The sequence below is a fragment of the Pseudomonas sp. EA_65y_Pfl1_P113 genome (assembly GCF_963970525.1).
Classification (GTDB): domain Bacteria; phylum Pseudomonadota; class Gammaproteobacteria; order Pseudomonadales; family Pseudomonadaceae; genus Aquipseudomonas; species Aquipseudomonas tritici.
The window spans coordinates 1-14,641 of the sequence record NZ_CAXAQM010000017.1 but is presented as its reverse complement, the minus strand read 5'-3'; the positions used below and the strand labels follow the sequence as shown (position 1 = coordinate 14,641).

The window sequence follows — 14,641 nt, the reverse complement described above, 5'->3', positions numbered from 1 at the left end:
CGGGTACAAAACGAATTCAGTAACCCGCCGCATCCTCGAGCTTGCCACTGACAATGCTCACCCCCGAGCTTGTGCCTAGGCGGGTGGCGCCGGCTTCGATCATGCCCACTGCAGCCGCATAGTCGCGCACCCCACCTGACGCCTTGACCCCCATCTGCGGGCCGACGACGCGGCGCATCAGGGCGATGTCTTCAGCGGTGGCGCCACCGCGGCTGAAGCCCGTCGACGTCTTGACGAAAGCCACGCCCAGTTCACGGCAGACTTCGCAGGCCCGGATCTTTTGCTCCTCGTCCAACAGGCAGGTTTCGAGAATCACTTTCAGCGGCACCGCACCACAAGCTTGATGCACGGCGGCGATATCGTCGCGCACTGTATCCAGGCGCCCTTCGCGCAGGGCGCCGATATTGAGCACCATATCGATCTCTCCCGCGCCCACGGCAATTGCCTGTTGGGCTTCGAAGGCTTTACTCTCGCTCAGCCCCGCACCCAGTGGGAACCCGATCACTGCGCAGACTTTGACCTTCTGCCCTGCAAGCAACTGAGCGGCAAAAGGCACCTGGCCCGAGTTCACGCACACGGAATAGAACCCATATTCCTGCGCTTCTTTGCATAACGCTGCAATTTGCTCCCGCGTCGCGTCGGGCGCCAGTAAGGTGTGATCGATAAACGGTGCAAGTGCTGCGGGTGTGATTGAGGTCATGAAATCCGTTCCTGGTTAAGGAGCACGATGGGCGAATGTGTTAGAAGACGCGCCCAGCGAATGTTAATATAATACCAATAAATGATGCAATTACAACATAACTGGCCGATCGGAATACCTGTGGAAAGCAAACAATCAGAACGCATCAAACTGATCCAACAAGCCCTGCAGGACCAAAAGGCGATCCATCTGCGGGAGATGGCCGCGTTGCTGGAAGTCTCGGAAATGACCCTGCGCCGGGATCTCAACCGCTACCCGGACAAGTTCCATCTACTCGGCGGGCATATCACGCTCGCATTCGACCCGGAAGGCGCGCCCGACTACAAAGTCACGGAGCAAGGCACTCGGCATGTGGAAGAGAAACGCCGCATCGGCAAGCTCGCGGCCGCGGTTATCAAGCGCGGCGACACGGTATTCTTCGACTGCGGTACCACGGTGCCCTTTGTGATTGATTTCATCCCCGATGAACTTGAGTTCACCGCGGTTTGCAACTCGCTCAACGTGTTGCTCAAGCTGGCGCAAAAACCCAACTGCACGATCGTCCTGTGTGGCGGCACCTTCCATCGCAAGAACCAAGTGTTCGACCATGCCAACGAGAGCAGCATCCTCGACAACGTGCGCTTGACCTGGGCATTCATCTCGGCCGCAGGCGTCAGCGAAACCTTCGGCGTGACCTGCTTCAACTTCAATGAAGTGGCGGTCAAACAGAAGGTCTTGCGCCAGGCCCAGCACCGCATGCTGCTGGCCGACCACAGCAAGTTCGACGTCGTGCGCACCGCGCATTTCGCCACCCTGGAACAATTCAACGTGGTGGTCTCCGATAAGAAGTTGCCCAAACCATACCGTGAGCTGATCACGCAATACGGCGCGCAATGGGTGGTGTGAACCTCCCTCGCCACGCCTCATCAGCCGCCCAATTCATCCCGTAGGCGGCAACGTTCTTCAGCCGACAAATAACCGGTGCTCACGCTGAACAGCGCACGTTGCCCGCCGGCCAATGAGCGCACATTGCCTTTGTTTTTTTCCGCCAGGTAGCCCTCGGGTTCGCAGGTAGAGGGCAAGACGAATGCGGCGACACCTTGGTCGGCGTTATGCAGGATCCAGCGGGTGGCATGGGAGAACTGATCGGGCCGATAGCGGGTGTAAAACGCCGAACCTTCGGGATGGTCCAGTAGAAAATGCGCATGACCTGCAGCATCGCCGGGCACCTCTTCGAAGAAACAGACAATTTCCGGATCCTGCAGCGCGGGGCTGTCCAGGGTGTTCAAGCGCAAGGGGTCCTGGCTCAACTCAGCCATATAGGCCGACCACTCGGGAGTTGGCTTGACGTGGGCCGGCACGCTGCTGCGAACCCGGACACGGGCGCCGGCCAAGGGCTCGACCAGGCTGGCGCCGGGAATGTAGGCGTAGTTCATGTGGGCCATATACATCAGTTCCATGGCCTTGCCCGCAAGATTGGTGACCGCCATGCCAATATCAAATACCCCCGAGCCGACACGCAGGGTCAGCGTGGGTGTGGCCCGATAGTGGTCGCCAAACCCCTGCACATACTCGTAGTCACCACCTAGGCGCAGGTAAAGGCCAGCGGCGTCTTCCCCCACTTCCAGCCAGGCGGCGTCCATCGGCGCGCAGGGCATTTCGCCGTGCAGCGGGTGGTCGTCGGCCGGGGCCGGGCAACCGTTGCGCAGCAGCCCGGCGTGGAACATAAAACAGCCGTAGGTGCCGATCACCGTCGAACTGGGCTTGGGCTGGCGAAACATATTGCGCATGGTCAGCTCGCAACCGTCGAAGGTCGCGGACCAGATCATCTGCCCCTGGTAAGGCAAGGCCACTACGCGTCCGCGGGCATTTTCCAACGCCAGCGCCTTGACCCCACTGGGGTAGGTCCAGGCCAGCACGCGAAAATCGGCCGATTGCAGCAGGGTCTTTTCGACGCCGCTGAACTGCTCGGGAGACAAGGCCAGCGTGAAGGTTTTCATGAGGCCACCACAGCGCCAGCCCGAGGCTGCGCGGCGCGACTGTGACGCATGCAGGAATAGGCGTAGGCCACAATCACCACAAAACACAGCAGGGGCACGCTGTAGGCCAACTGCATATTGCCGTGAGTGGCATCTGACAGCAGGCCTTGGAACACCGGAATCACCCCGCCGCCGACGATGCTCATCACCAGCAGAGAACCGCCGACACTGGTGTCTTCGCCCAGTCCTTCAATCGTCAGGCCATAAATGGTCGGCCAGCACGGCCCGAGGAAAATGCTCACCGCGACCGCTGCGTACACCGCGCTGATATTCGGTACCAGGATGGTGTAGGCGAGCAAGGCAATTGTCAGCACGCCGTAGATGGCGAGGACCTTGGCAGGGTGCAGCTTGCGCATCAACAGATTGGCGATCATCTTGCCGACGAAATAAGCGGCAAAGGTCGTCAGCAGGAACCATGACGCGCTGCGCTCGTTCATCCCGCCCATCTGCATCGCCAGGCGAATGGTGAAGCTCCAAACACCCACCTGGGCACCCACATACAGAAACTGCGCCAGCACGCCGAAGGTAAAGCGCGGATTACGCGACAGGCGCGCCAGGCTCTGGCCGAGGCTGGGCTTTTTCACATCAGCCTTGACGTTGCCCCGGCACGCGGGGAAGCGGGTGATGGCGATGAGGATAAACATCAGCACCAGCACCGCGATCATCCACTTGTACGGCAGCAGGGTCGACTGGATCATTTCCAACTGTTGGATAGCCGCCTCAGAGGCGCTCATCTGGGTCAGTTGTTCGTGGGTCGCATCGGTGTCCTTGAACATCACGAAGCTGCCGACATACACCCCGGCCATGGCGCCGAACGGGTGGAAGGTCTGCGAGATGTTCAGGCGGCGGGTGCCGGTCTCCCGCGGGCCCATCAAGGTCGAGTAGGTGTTGCAGGCGGTTTCGAGAAACGAAAGCCCGCACGCGATCACAAACAGCGCCATCAGGAACATGCCGTAGGTGGCGCTGGATGCGGCAGGAAAGAACAGCGCGCAGCCCGCCATGTAGAGCATCAAACCCACCAGAATCGTGCTTTTATAACCGAAGCGACGGACCACCAAGGCCGCCGGAATCGCGACGAAAAAGTAGCCCAGGTAAAACGCCGACTGCACAAACGCGGTCTGGAAATCGCTGAGCAAAAAGGCTTTCTTGAAATGCGCGATCAGCACGTCATTCATGCTGGCCGCCGCCGCCCACAGGGCGAAAATACTGCACAGCAGCAAAAACGCGAACCAGGGCGTGCGATTGAGATAAAAACCATCGGCAGTTTGTTGGAGCGGGACTTTTGTCATTGTTATTCTCCGTGGGGTATACGGCGCGTCAGCCATACAGGGATGGCCGACATCGGTGATAGACGACTCAGGACGGGTCAAAAAACTCGGCGAACCGGGCAACGTCGGGGTAGGAACTCTGGGTGCCGAGGCCGGTGACCGAACAGGCGGAATACGCCACCGCCCGGGTCATGGCCGCACGCATATCGCCCTGCTGGGTCCAGTAGTGGGCGAAGCAACCGATAAAGGCATCACCAGCGCCGGTGGTGTCCCGGGCCTCGACCTCGCGCCCAGGCACATGGAACTCACCCTCCTCGCCCACATACAGCGCGCCATGCTCGCCGAGGGTGACGATAACGTGGCGGATACCCTGGGCGACCAACACCCGCGCGGCGAGTAACGCACTCTCAGGCCCCTCGACCGACTTGCCGGTGATCAGTGACAGTTCGCTTTCATTGGGAATGAAAAAATCCAGCTGCGCCAGATGCTCGCGGCTCAAACCCGCGACCGCAGGGGCCGGGTTGAGCAACACCGGAATGCCGTGCCGTTTGGCAAACTCGATGGCGTAGTAGACGGTTGCCAAGTCGATTTCCAACTGCAGGACGATGAGGCTGCATTCGCGTAAAGCCGCGTCCGCGGCGTCGATATCAGCCGGCTTCAAGTGCGCGTTGGCGCCTTTGACGATGAGGATGCTGTTGTGGGAATCGCTCTGCACAAAGATTGGCGCCACGCCGCTGGACACCCCCGGCACCCGCGTGACGTAGCGCGAGTCGATGGCATGGCGTTGAAAATTGGCCAGGGTGTTATCGGCAAACATGTCATCGCCCAACTTGGTCAGCATCAACACTTCGCTGCCAAGCTTGGCCGCCGCCACTGCCTGGTTCGCCCCCTTGCCGCCGCAGCCCATGGCAAAGCTCGGAGCCTCAAGTGTCTCGCCCTGACGGGGCATTCGGTCGATATAGGTAACCAAATCCACCATGTTGCTACCGATGACCGCGATCTTATTCATGGATATCTTTACCTTGTGCACGCTGTGGCAGGCACCACAGCGTTATTATTTTTGTTATTTAAATAACATTTTCTGTGACTATTCAACCTATTTTTTGTGAATGCGGAAACGTTGGGCTGATGCGCTGATGAGAGGAAGCGCGAATTAACGGAGGGGACGACGCCGTGCGAAGGCGCTCGGTTCGTTCGAAGGCTTGGCTGATGTGTAAAAAACGACAGCGAACCTGACGGTTTAACGTTGAAAAAACAGTGCCCACGCAATGGCAGGCCGAAGGCGCTTAAGGGCCCTGGGGAGTAAATCACGGGAACATTCAGAAGGGAGGAGCACCGACTAAAACGCCTGCTGAACATTGAGTTCTGCAGGCTTTCTCTTCATCTGACTCGAGTGTCTGGGGTAGCGCTTGACTGACTCGCATCCTTAATCAGGATAAATGAACTGAACGCCAAAAAATCACCCAAATGCTGAGTGATGATCGCAACGGTAATCGGCAATTGGAGGGGGTGATACTCGTGCACGGCGATATTGCGAAAACCGACCATGCTCTTCAGGTTGGTCAACAGGATGCTGCCCCATATCCAGCGCCGCTTCGCACGCACGTTGAATATTAAGAATCGCTGCGTCCTGACGGGTGAAGTCAGTAGCGAAACTGGCAGGGTCCTTTGCGTACTCCTCGCGGGCGCAAGCGACACGGCGCTCAATGCTCGAGGCGTTGTTGATTAGCACATCATCGGCCATGCACTTTTCCGCCCTTCTGAATATCGGATAGCAGCCCCGCTCGTGCAGCGTCCAGCGCGGTTTTTTCACTGAGGATATAGCTCTCGAAAATACGCGCCTGACTGTCCTTGTTCCAGAGCCGTCGCCCTGTTGTTATGACTGGGTATCGCATGACGGTGTTACGGCCCATGATGCCATCTGATAAATGACCGTAGCAGGATTCATCTTGAAATTTCTGCCCCACACAAAAAACCCCCAACAACAATTAAGTTATCGGGGGTTTTCGTTATTCAATAATGGCGGAGAGATAGGACGATTTGGCGGAGAGAGTGACCCAAGCGGCGCTCTTCCAGAAAAGTCCATCAACAGCCAAAATGTCCACGCAACCCCTTGAATCGCTGAACATTGTAAAAACCACTCGCCTGACAGGGGCTTTCAACAACCACCCAAATAACCTAGGGTTTTGATAGTCAATTCGTGGGTCAAGATCACCATGAAAACTATCTTCCGCCTAACTGCTTTGTCGGTTTCACGTACGAAAAAACCAGGCCTGTACTGCGACGGCGTGGGATTTTACCTGCAAGTCACTAAGGCTGGCGTCAAATCTTGGTTGTTTCGTTACATGCGTAGTGGCAAGGCCAGAGGCATGGGTCTTGGACCGCTTCATACGGTCAGCCTGGCCGAAGCGCGAACCAAGGCACTCAACTGTAGAAGGAAGCTGCTCGACGGCATCGATCCTCTGGATGAGAAGCGCCACTTGGTGGCTACCAGGAAGGCCGACCAAGCCAATCAACTGTCCTTCGACGAGTGCGCGAAGAAGTACATCGCCGCCCACCGCAGCAGTTGGAAGAACGCCAAGCACGCCGCTCAATGGTAGAGCACGCTGGACGCCTACGCTAGCCCGGTGTTCGGCAGCCTGCCGGTGAGTACCCTCGACACGGGACTGGTCATGCAAGTGATTGAGCCGGTCTGGACGGTAAAGACTGAAACCGCATCGCGCGTGCGTGGTCGCATTGAGTCCGTGTTGGATTGGGCGACGGTTCGCGGCTATCGCAAAGGGGAGAACCCGGCGCGCTGGAAGGGCCACCTGGACCATCTGCTACCACGCAAATCCAAGATCCAGAAGGTCAAACACCACGCTGCCCTGCCCTATGAAGAGGCCAGCACGTTTGTTCATACCTTGCGCGCACTGGACGGTGTAGCGGCCAGGGCATTCGAGCTTCTGATCCTGACGGCGACTCGCACGAGCGAGACCATTGGTGCCTGCAAGGCCGAAGTTGATCTGGACGCCAAGGTCTGGACGATTCCGGCCGAGCGCATGAAGGTTCCGAAGGAGCACCGCATTCCGCTCTGCCCGCAGGCCATCAAGCTGCTCCGCCCTCTGATCAAGGATGCATCGAACGAGTCAGACTACCTTTTCCCCGAAAACAAAACCGGTACTCACCTCTCCCACATGGCCTTGCTTCAACTCCTGAGGCGGCTAGAGCGTCCAGACCTCACCGCACACGGCTTTCGCTCCACCTTTCGGGACTGGGCCAGGGAAACGACCGACTACCCACGGGAGGTGGCAGAAGCCGCCCTTGCTTATACGATCAGGGACAAGACCGAGGCAGCCTATGCGCGGGGAGACCTTTTCGAGAAGCGTCGGGTCATGATGGAGCATTGGGGCAGGTATCTGAATACACAATCAAAATGAGCTTCAGCCCATGCTGGCAGCGCAGACGTGAGCGTCAGCCGCTGGGTGAGTTGGCGATGCGGATCTCGGCCAGTGTCGTGGTGCTGGTGGTACCGCTGCTGATCTGGGCGTGGCGGGTGCGCAATCGTTACCAGCGTTTGCAGGTTGAACGTCAGCATGAGGCGGCGGTGCAGGCTGATCCTTGCCTGCCTTATATCGAGGCGCAGGAACGGTCCCTGGATCGGAGCCTGGGCAATTTGCTGAACAACATGGAGCGCCGCCGCTCGCTCTATCAGCTGCCGTGGTACCTGGTGCTGGGTGAGGAAAATGCCGGCAAGACCAGCCTGATCACGCGCTCCAATCAGAGCTTTGCCTTGTCCCATGTGACCAAGGCTGGGGTCAGGGCCCATCAGGAAGAGCAACTGGCCTATCCGGTGGATTGGTGGATTGGCGACGAAGCAGTTTTGATCGACCCGCCGGGTGAGTTTCTCAGCCATCCGGAGCCAACCGGTGACGATGCTGCGCAGTCGGGAGCCGTGCAGGGCAAGGTCAAACCGGTACTGCCTCCCGGCACTCACCCGCGCCTTTGGTCGCACCTGCTCGACTGGCTAACGCGCAACCGCAGTCGGCGGGCATTGAACGGCGTGGTGCTGGTGATCGATGTGCAAGCCTTGCTGGCGCAACGTCCCGAACAGCGCAAGGCCCACGCCAACTTGCTGCGCACCCGGCTGTTTGAACTGACGCGGCAATTGGGAACGCGCTTGCCGGTGTACATCACACTGAGCAAGTTCGACCTGCTGGAAGGCTTCGAAGAATTCTTCGCCCGGTTATCGCGCAGTGGCCGCGAAGACCTGCTGGGCTTCACCTTCAGTCTGGACGCGGTGGATGATTTTGATGCCTGGCTGGCGGAGCTGACGCATCAATACCAAACCTTTGTTGACTGCCTGAGCGAGCAGGTTTTCAACAGCACCAGGGCGTCGCGCACATTGGATGAGTGTGATCGCTTGCAGGCGCTGATGCATCAGATGGCGGGCTTGCGCCCGGCCCTGTTCGGCTTCCTCAGTGAAATGCTCGGCAGCGATCGTTTCACCACACCGGCGTTGGTGCGCGGGTTGTATTTTTCCTCGGTCTTGCAGCAAGGCACCCTGAGCAACGCCTTCGTCAAAGAAGCGGGGCAAGCCTATCAACTGCCGCCACCGCCACCAGAGGTCAAACCGGCCGGTGGCACGGCGATCTACTTTGCCCAGCAACTGTTCCAACGGGTGATCTATCCCGAAGCGGGCCTGGCGGGCGACAACATCAAGGTCGCCCGCAACAAACGGCGGCGGCTGATCGCCGGGTTCAGTGTCGCGTCCTTGGGCGCTCTGGTGGTCATCGGAACCTGGCAGTTTTACTTCAATATCAACCGCGACAAGGCTGCCAGCGTCTTGGCTAAGAGCCAGGACTTCAGTGGGCGAGACATTGACGCCAAGGTCGACACCACCGGTCGCAACCTGCTGGTGCCACTGGACCAGATCCGCGATGCGGTGCTGGTGTATGGCGACTACCGCGAGGCGTGGCCGTTGCTATCGGATATGGGCCTGTATCAGGGGAGGGCGATTGGTCCCACGGTGGATGAGGCGTATCTGAATCTGTTGTCCAAACGCTTTCTGCCGGCGATTGCCAGCGGTGTGTTGGATGCCATCAACACCGCACCCGCCGGCAGCAATCAGCAACTGGCGGCCTTGCGCGTCTACCGCATGCTCGAAGAACGGCAAAACCGCCGCCCGGCCATCGTCGAAGAATGGGTCGCCAAGCAATGGCAGCGCGCCTATCCGGGCCAGGGCCAGTTGCAGGCCGACTTGATGGGGCACCTGGGTTACGCGCTGAAATACGCCGACGCCGACCTGCCGCACTACCGCGAACGTATCGCCCAGGTGCAACAGCAACTGCGCCAGTTACCCATGGCCGAACGGGTCTACATGAGCCTGAAACAGGATGCCCTGGAGCGTTTGCACCGCCCACTGGACCTGCGCAATGAGGTCGGCCCGGCATTCGATATCGTCTACCGCCCACTGAACACCGATCAAGAGGGCAGTGGCCTGCAGTTGCCGCCGCTGCTCACCGCCAAGGGTTTCAAGGACTACTTCGAACCCGGCACCGAGGGCATCATCGAACTGGCCATGATTGACCAGTGGGTGCTCGGTGAACGACAACGCCTGGACTACTCAGCCGAAGACCGCAAAGTGCTGACCCAACGTATCCGCGCCCTGTACAGCGCCGACTACGTGGACAGCTGGCGACGCGCACTGAATCAGTTCGCGGTCACCGACTTCGACGACCTCAGCCACGGCGTGGCGGTCCTGGAACAAGTCACCGGCCCGGCCGCACCGCTACGACGGTTGCTGGAAACCCTGCGCGACAACAGCGTGATCTACCCGGCCGTGCCTTTGGCTGAAGGGCAAGCGCCGCTCAAGCTGGACAAGGTGTCGGAGGGGCAACAACAGGCAGCAGGGATTCGGCGCGCATTCTCCAGTCTTTCAGAGCTGATCAGCGCACGAGGCGAACAGCCGTCTTACTACGAAGAAACCCTGCGTTCGGTCAGTGCCGTCTACGACTATGCCAAAACCGTGCACGACAACCCCGACCCCGGCAAGGCGGCGCTGAAAACCGTACTCAACCGCTTCTCCCTGGACGGCGCTGACCCGATTGCCAACCTGCAACGCGTCGCCGTGGGCCTGCCCGAACCGCTGAACCAGCACGTCAAAAAACTCGCCGACCAGACCTCACAGGTACTGGTGATTGCCGCCTTGCGCGAACTGGAAAAACGCTGGGACAGTGAAATCTACAGCTTCTACCGCGACCGCCTGGCAGGCCGCTACCCGTTCAAGGCCAGCGGCGAGGACGCCTCGCTGGAAGACTTCGAAGCCTTCTTCGGCCCACAGGGGCGCCTGCAGCAATTCCACGATCAATACCTGAACGTGTTCCTCAAAGACAACCTCGACGCCCTGTACTCCGACAGCCTCGGCGGCTACCTAGTGCGCAGCGACGTGCTGGAGCAGCTAAAAAAGGTCGAGCGCATCCGCGACACCTTCTTCAACCATCGTGGCCACCTGGCCGTGCAACTCACCATCGAACCTCTGGCCCTGAGCGCCACCCGCCTGAGCAGCATGCTCAGCGTCGACGGCCAACTGATCCCTTACCAGCATGGCGCGCCGCAACGCACCGGGCTGGTGTGGCCCAACAGTCTGGGCAACACCAACGGCAGCCAACTGCCCCTGGTGCACAGCACCGGTAACACCGCCAGCCTTAGCTATCGCGGGCCGTGGTCACTGTTCCGCCTGCTCAGCCGCGGGCACCTCAATGGCAGGACCGACACCAGCGTGGACCTGACCTTTGCAGTTGCGGATGGGTTGATGCGCTATCGCATTGGGGCAGAAAAGGCCAACAACCCGATCACCCAGCGCAGTTTTGAAGGGTTTGTGCTGCCGAGAACGCTGCTGGAAGAGCGCGGCAGGAAAAAAGCTACTGACAGCGTCACACAGCGCTGAGGAGTTCCGCATGATGGATAAGACCGATCACGTCCGCAGCTTGAACTATGCGACTCAGGCCCTGGAGCAACTGGAGGTGTGCCTACCGTTGCTGAGCCAGGATCTTCCCGGTATTCGTACGGCCCACACGTTTGTAGCGAAGCAACTGCGTGACAGCGTGAAATTCCTGCTGCCCAACTGCGCCGAGTTGGTAGACATGAACGAGCTGCGCCAGGCACATGTCGATATGGCTCGCCTGCCGTATCCAGTGGTAGCCCTTGAAGCCCCCTGGCTCTGGCCGGATGGTGCTGGTGGTGACAAGCAGGGAGGTATCCGCTCATCCAAGCGCATCGCCCTGTGCTTGACGATGTCCCCGGAAGTCGCCAATTGGCTGCCGGATACCCGGGGCTTTCTACAGGAAGAGCGCGGCGGGGTGATCGTCATCCCCCTGTACTGGGAAGATCGTACCGGGCTATGGAAGCTGCCCATGGGCGGCGCTTTCGTGCCCCATGAAAACGAAGTCAGTGACTACGTTCCTGGCGAGGCTAGCCTGACTAATCAGCTATTGACCGAACCCTACATCGCCGCCGGGTTGCCACTAAGCAAACTGCGCCAGTTTCGCGTATCGCCGTTCCTGCTGCTGCCGGAGATTGCAGCAGAAGCGTTGGAACACTCTTCTGGAGCAGAAGTGGCCGCGAGAGTCCTGTCCGACACCCGTGATGAAGTGTCAATGCTGCTGCAAACCTGCGTGGTGCTCAACTGCGCCAATGTCACCACGGCAGAGATTGCCGCACCGAAGTTGATCAATCGCAAGCGCAAGGGAAAAGGAAAGCCGCCGCTCTTCAGCTACCGCGTGCTCCAGATCAGTGCCCCACGTGCGGCAGGTGTGTCGAGCGGCGGTGGTAGGTGGGGTTTATGGATCGCTTACCATACACCGGTGCAGCAACAGTAAATGAGCGTAATCGACTCAAAATGATATCGCTAAAATCTTCGTCGCATTCTAAAAATACGAATCCGAATCAGAGGTCTGCTCAATGGTGAGGAAATTGGGAGCCTTTACGGGAGCTGTAAGCAACAACAAACGCCTGACTTAGCCATCTCAGCCCTGGAGCTGCCAAACGTCGCTATGAATACTATAAGTGCTCACCGATCCACGGCGTATCGGAATTCTCAGATGCGACCCTCACCACGTGATTCGAATCACTCGACGACGTAAGGCCTAAGGCATACAGCCGTCAAGAGCGTAGCAGAACCCTTGGTTCCTGCCCTAAAAATGTATCCGTCCGGGCATCACGCATTGCGTAACTAAACCGGTTGCCACTTATGTGGCAGCAGCTCCGCAATCTCACTCGCCCGCTGCGTCGGCAGGCGTGTAAGAACATCCTTCAAGTAAGCGTACGGATCATGTCCGTTGAGCCGCGCCGACTGGATCAAACTCATGATCGCCGCCGCACGTTTACCGCTGCGTAACGAGCCCGCGAACAGCCAGTTCGAGCGCCCAAGAGCCCACGGCCGGATTTGATTCTCGCACCAGTTATTATCTATGGGCACAGCACCGTCATCGAGATAGCGCGTCAGCGCTATCCAGCGTTTGAGGCTGTAATCCAGCGCCTTGGCGATGGCCGAACCCTCAGGCACAAGCTGTCTTTGGGCGATCATCCAGATATGAAGTGCGTCGGCGATTGGCGCTGCTTTTTCCTGCCGTATTCGCTGTCGATCACCCGGTTCCAGCTCGCGGACTTCTCGTTCAACTTCGTACAAGGCCGCGATGTAGTGCAGCGCTTTTTCGGCGATCTGGCTCTTGTTGGTCGCATGCAAGTCGAAGAACTTTCGGCGCGCATGGGCCATGCAGCCGATCTCCGTAACGCCCAGTTCAAAGCCTGCCTTGTAGCCTGCAAAGTCATCGCAGACCAGCTTGCCGTTCCAATTACCCAGGAAGGCTCGGGCATGTTCGCCAGCGCGGCTTGGGCTGAAGTCGTAAACGACCGCCGCCAAGTCGGAGAACTGACTGGTGGCATAGGCCCAGACGTAAGCACGATGAGTTTTCTTCGCACCAGGCGTCAGCATTTGTACCGGCGTCTCGTCGGCGTGGACGACGCCGTGCGTCAGCACGGCTTCGCGCAGCGCATCGACTAGCGGCTGGAGTTGCACGCCGCAGTTGCCTACCCATTGCGCCAAGGTCGAACGGGCGATAGGCAATCCGGCGCGGCCGAAGATTTTCTCTTGGCGATACAGCGGCAGATGATCGGCGAACTTGGCCACCATGACGTGGGCGAGCAGGCTCGCGGTTGGGATACCCTTGTCGATGACGTGCGCCGGTACCGGCGCCTGGATCAGCGTTTCGCACTGCTCGCAGGCCCATTTCCCACGGATATGACGCTCGACGGTGAACACGCCTGGCGTGTAGTCGAGCTTTTCGCTGGCATCTTCGCCAATGCGCTTGAGGGCGCAGCCGCACTGGCAGCGGCTGTTGTCCGGTTCGTGATGGATCAGCGTGCGAGGAAACTGCGGTGGTAGCGGTGCGCGCTTGGGTTGCTGGCGCACTTTGGCTTCGACAGGTGTCGGTTGCAGCGCCTTAAGCTCGGCTTCGATAGCGGCAATATCAGTATCGATCAAGTCATCGAGCAAGCTGGCCTGATCTGGACTTAGTTGCTCGCTGCGTTTGGCAAACTTGAAGCGCTTGAGCAGCGCGATCTCGTGGGCCAGCTTCTCGTTGACCGACTTGTGATGGGTGATTTGCTTGTGCATTGTCTCGACGCGCTGGATCAACTGCGCCGCCAGGGCACGCAGTTGTTCAGGGTTTAATTGATCGAGATTTGGATGCAAAGTCATGCCGCCGATTTTGCCAGAGAGGGCTGGTGGCGACGATAGACTGATGGGCCAATTGCGCTGGCAAGCGCGCCATGGCAGACAAGTTAGAGCACCGTGATGGCTCCTCCGGAACCGACGCGTTGCCAAGGTAAGCCGAGCACCAAGGCTTGAAGTTGCTCTGCATCCAACTCGACTTCAGAGCCGTGCCGCACGCCCGGCCAAAAGAAACGTCCTTGATTCAAACGCCGGGCGGCAAGCCAAATCCCCACGCCGTCATGCACCAGCACTTTCATGCGATTGGCACGACGGTTGGCAAACAGATAAGCACAGTGCGGCTTCGCCGCACCGAACACCGCCACAACCCGCGCCAGCGCAGTTTCAGTGCCGGCGCGCATGTCCATGGGCTCGGTGGCGAGCCAGATGGAGTCGATGCGGATCATCGCAGCAGGTCTCGCAGGAAAGCAGAACACGCCGCTGCATTTTCTGCCGGCCAACGCACCACGACCACGCCTTTTGAATGCGGCACTTCGATTAGGATCGTAGCAGGAAGGGCCTGATGCATCGGCGCCGGCGGCGATGTCTTGACCGGGATGAAGGCGGTTTGAAGTGTCAGGTTTTTCTGCGCATGCACCCGAATCCATTTATGGACGAGGTTTGCATTGAGGTTGTGGGTCAAGGCGACATTGGCAATTGAAGTGTCAGGTTGGGCGCACTCAGCAATGACCTGGGCCTTGAAGGACTTGGAATAGGAACGGCGTTCTTGTGGCATGGGCGTCCGCTTAAAAAGGCTAAAAATGGTGTCCACTTATATTGATCTGACCCCGAAATGTTGGACATCAACATCCAGGGGTGTCATGAAAAAGTACACAGAGCAGGCGAAATTGTCGGTTGTTGAGGATTACTGTTCGGGGAGCGCAGGTCACAGAGAGGTCGCGCA

12 protein-coding genes and 2 pseudogenes are annotated in these 14,641 nt (G+C 58.9%); 5 read left to right on the top strand and 9 right to left on the bottom strand.

What is annotated here, in order from left to right:
- Positions 1 to 16: 16 nt before the first annotated feature.
- On the bottom strand, positions 17 to 700 hold the full coding sequence (gene deoC, locus AACY52_RS16625) for a deoxyribose-phosphate aldolase (RefSeq protein WP_339414930.1): 684 nt from the start codon (positions 698 to 700) through the stop codon (positions 17 to 19).
- 84 nt (positions 701 to 784) lie between these two features.
- Between deoC and deoR the strand changes: the two genes are divergently transcribed.
- Positions 785 to 1,585, top strand: a complete 801-nt coding sequence (gene deoR, locus AACY52_RS16620) for a DNA-binding transcriptional repressor DeoR (RefSeq protein WP_370468031.1) — start codon at positions 785 to 787, stop codon at positions 1,583 to 1,585.
- Positions 1,586 to 1,605: 20 nt separating this feature from the next.
- On the opposite strand, the gene AACY52_RS16615 is transcribed toward deoR, so the two are convergent.
- The 5 genes and pseudogenes from AACY52_RS16615 to AACY52_RS16595 form a co-directional block, all read right to left on the bottom strand.
- Positions 1,606 to 2,679, bottom strand: coding sequence for an aldose 1-epimerase family protein (locus AACY52_RS16615; protein WP_339437257.1), 1,074 nt, complete (start codon positions 2,677 to 2,679; stop codon positions 1,606 to 1,608).
- A complete protein-coding gene (gene fucP / locus AACY52_RS16610) occupies positions 2,676 to 4,007 on the bottom strand; it encodes an L-fucose:H+ symporter permease (RefSeq protein ID WP_339540364.1) in 1,332 nt (443 codons plus the stop codon). The genes AACY52_RS16615 and fucP overlap by 4 nt, the downstream gene beginning before the upstream one ends.
- 67 nt (positions 4,008 to 4,074) lie before the next feature.
- Positions 4,075 to 4,995 carry a ribokinase gene (gene rbsK / locus AACY52_RS16605; protein WP_339414933.1) on the bottom strand — a complete coding sequence of 307 codons (921 nt, stop codon included), beginning with the start codon at positions 4,993 to 4,995 and terminating at the stop codon, positions 4,075 to 4,077.
- A gap of 371 nt (positions 4,996 to 5,366) precedes the next feature.
- A pseudogene (locus tag AACY52_RS16600) lies at positions 5,367 to 5,730 on the bottom strand (DUF86 domain-containing protein).
- A pseudogene (locus AACY52_RS16595) lies at positions 5,720 to 5,890 on the bottom strand (nucleotidyltransferase domain-containing protein); the annotation flags it as partial. The pseudogenes AACY52_RS16600 and AACY52_RS16595, both read right to left, overlap by 11 nt.
- Positions 5,891 to 6,202: 312 nt before the next feature.
- Between AACY52_RS16595 and AACY52_RS16590 the strand changes: the two are divergent.
- The 4 genes from AACY52_RS16590 (at position 6,203) to AACY52_RS16575 (ending at position 11,845) form a co-directional block, all read left to right on the top strand.
- A complete protein-coding gene (locus AACY52_RS16590; RefSeq protein ID WP_339560630.1) occupies positions 6,203 to 6,586 on the top strand; it encodes an Arm DNA-binding domain-containing protein in 384 nt (127 codons plus the stop codon).
- Positions 6,587 to 6,658: 72 nt separating this feature from the next.
- Positions 6,659 to 7,405 (top strand): site-specific integrase, encoded by a 747-nt coding sequence (locus AACY52_RS16585; RefSeq protein ID WP_339560629.1) that lies wholly within the window; start codon positions 6,659 to 6,661, stop codon positions 7,403 to 7,405.
- A complete protein-coding gene (gene tssM / locus AACY52_RS16580) occupies positions 7,402 to 10,914 on the top strand; it encodes a type VI secretion system membrane subunit TssM (RefSeq protein ID WP_339560628.1) in 3,513 nt (1,170 codons plus the stop codon). Before AACY52_RS16585 ends, tssM begins: the two co-directional genes overlap by 4 nt.
- Before the next feature lie 10 nt (positions 10,915 to 10,924).
- Positions 10,925 to 11,845, top strand: a complete 921-nt coding sequence (locus AACY52_RS16575; RefSeq protein ID WP_339560627.1) for a hypothetical protein — start codon at positions 10,925 to 10,927, stop codon at positions 11,843 to 11,845.
- Positions 11,846 to 12,198: 353 nt separating this feature from the next.
- On the opposite strand, the gene AACY52_RS16570 is transcribed toward AACY52_RS16575, so the two are convergent.
- The 3 genes from AACY52_RS16570 to AACY52_RS16560 form a co-directional block, all read right to left on the bottom strand.
- Complete coding sequence (locus AACY52_RS16570; protein ID WP_339506980.1) at positions 12,199 to 13,725, bottom strand: IS66 family transposase; 1,527 nt, start codon at positions 13,723 to 13,725, stop codon at positions 12,199 to 12,201.
- Between the two features lie 83 nt (positions 13,726 to 13,808).
- Positions 13,809 to 14,144 (bottom strand): IS66 family insertion sequence element accessory protein TnpB, encoded by a 336-nt coding sequence (gene tnpB / locus AACY52_RS16565; RefSeq protein ID WP_031598365.1) that lies wholly within the window; start codon positions 14,142 to 14,144, stop codon positions 13,809 to 13,811.
- The gene (locus AACY52_RS16560; RefSeq protein WP_005740947.1) at positions 14,141 to 14,473 is read right to left on the bottom strand and encodes a transposase; all 333 of its coding nucleotides are present in this window, start codon (positions 14,471 to 14,473) and stop codon (positions 14,141 to 14,143) included. Before AACY52_RS16560 ends, tnpB begins: the two co-directional genes overlap by 4 nt.
- Positions 14,474 to 14,641: the final 168 nt, after the last annotated feature.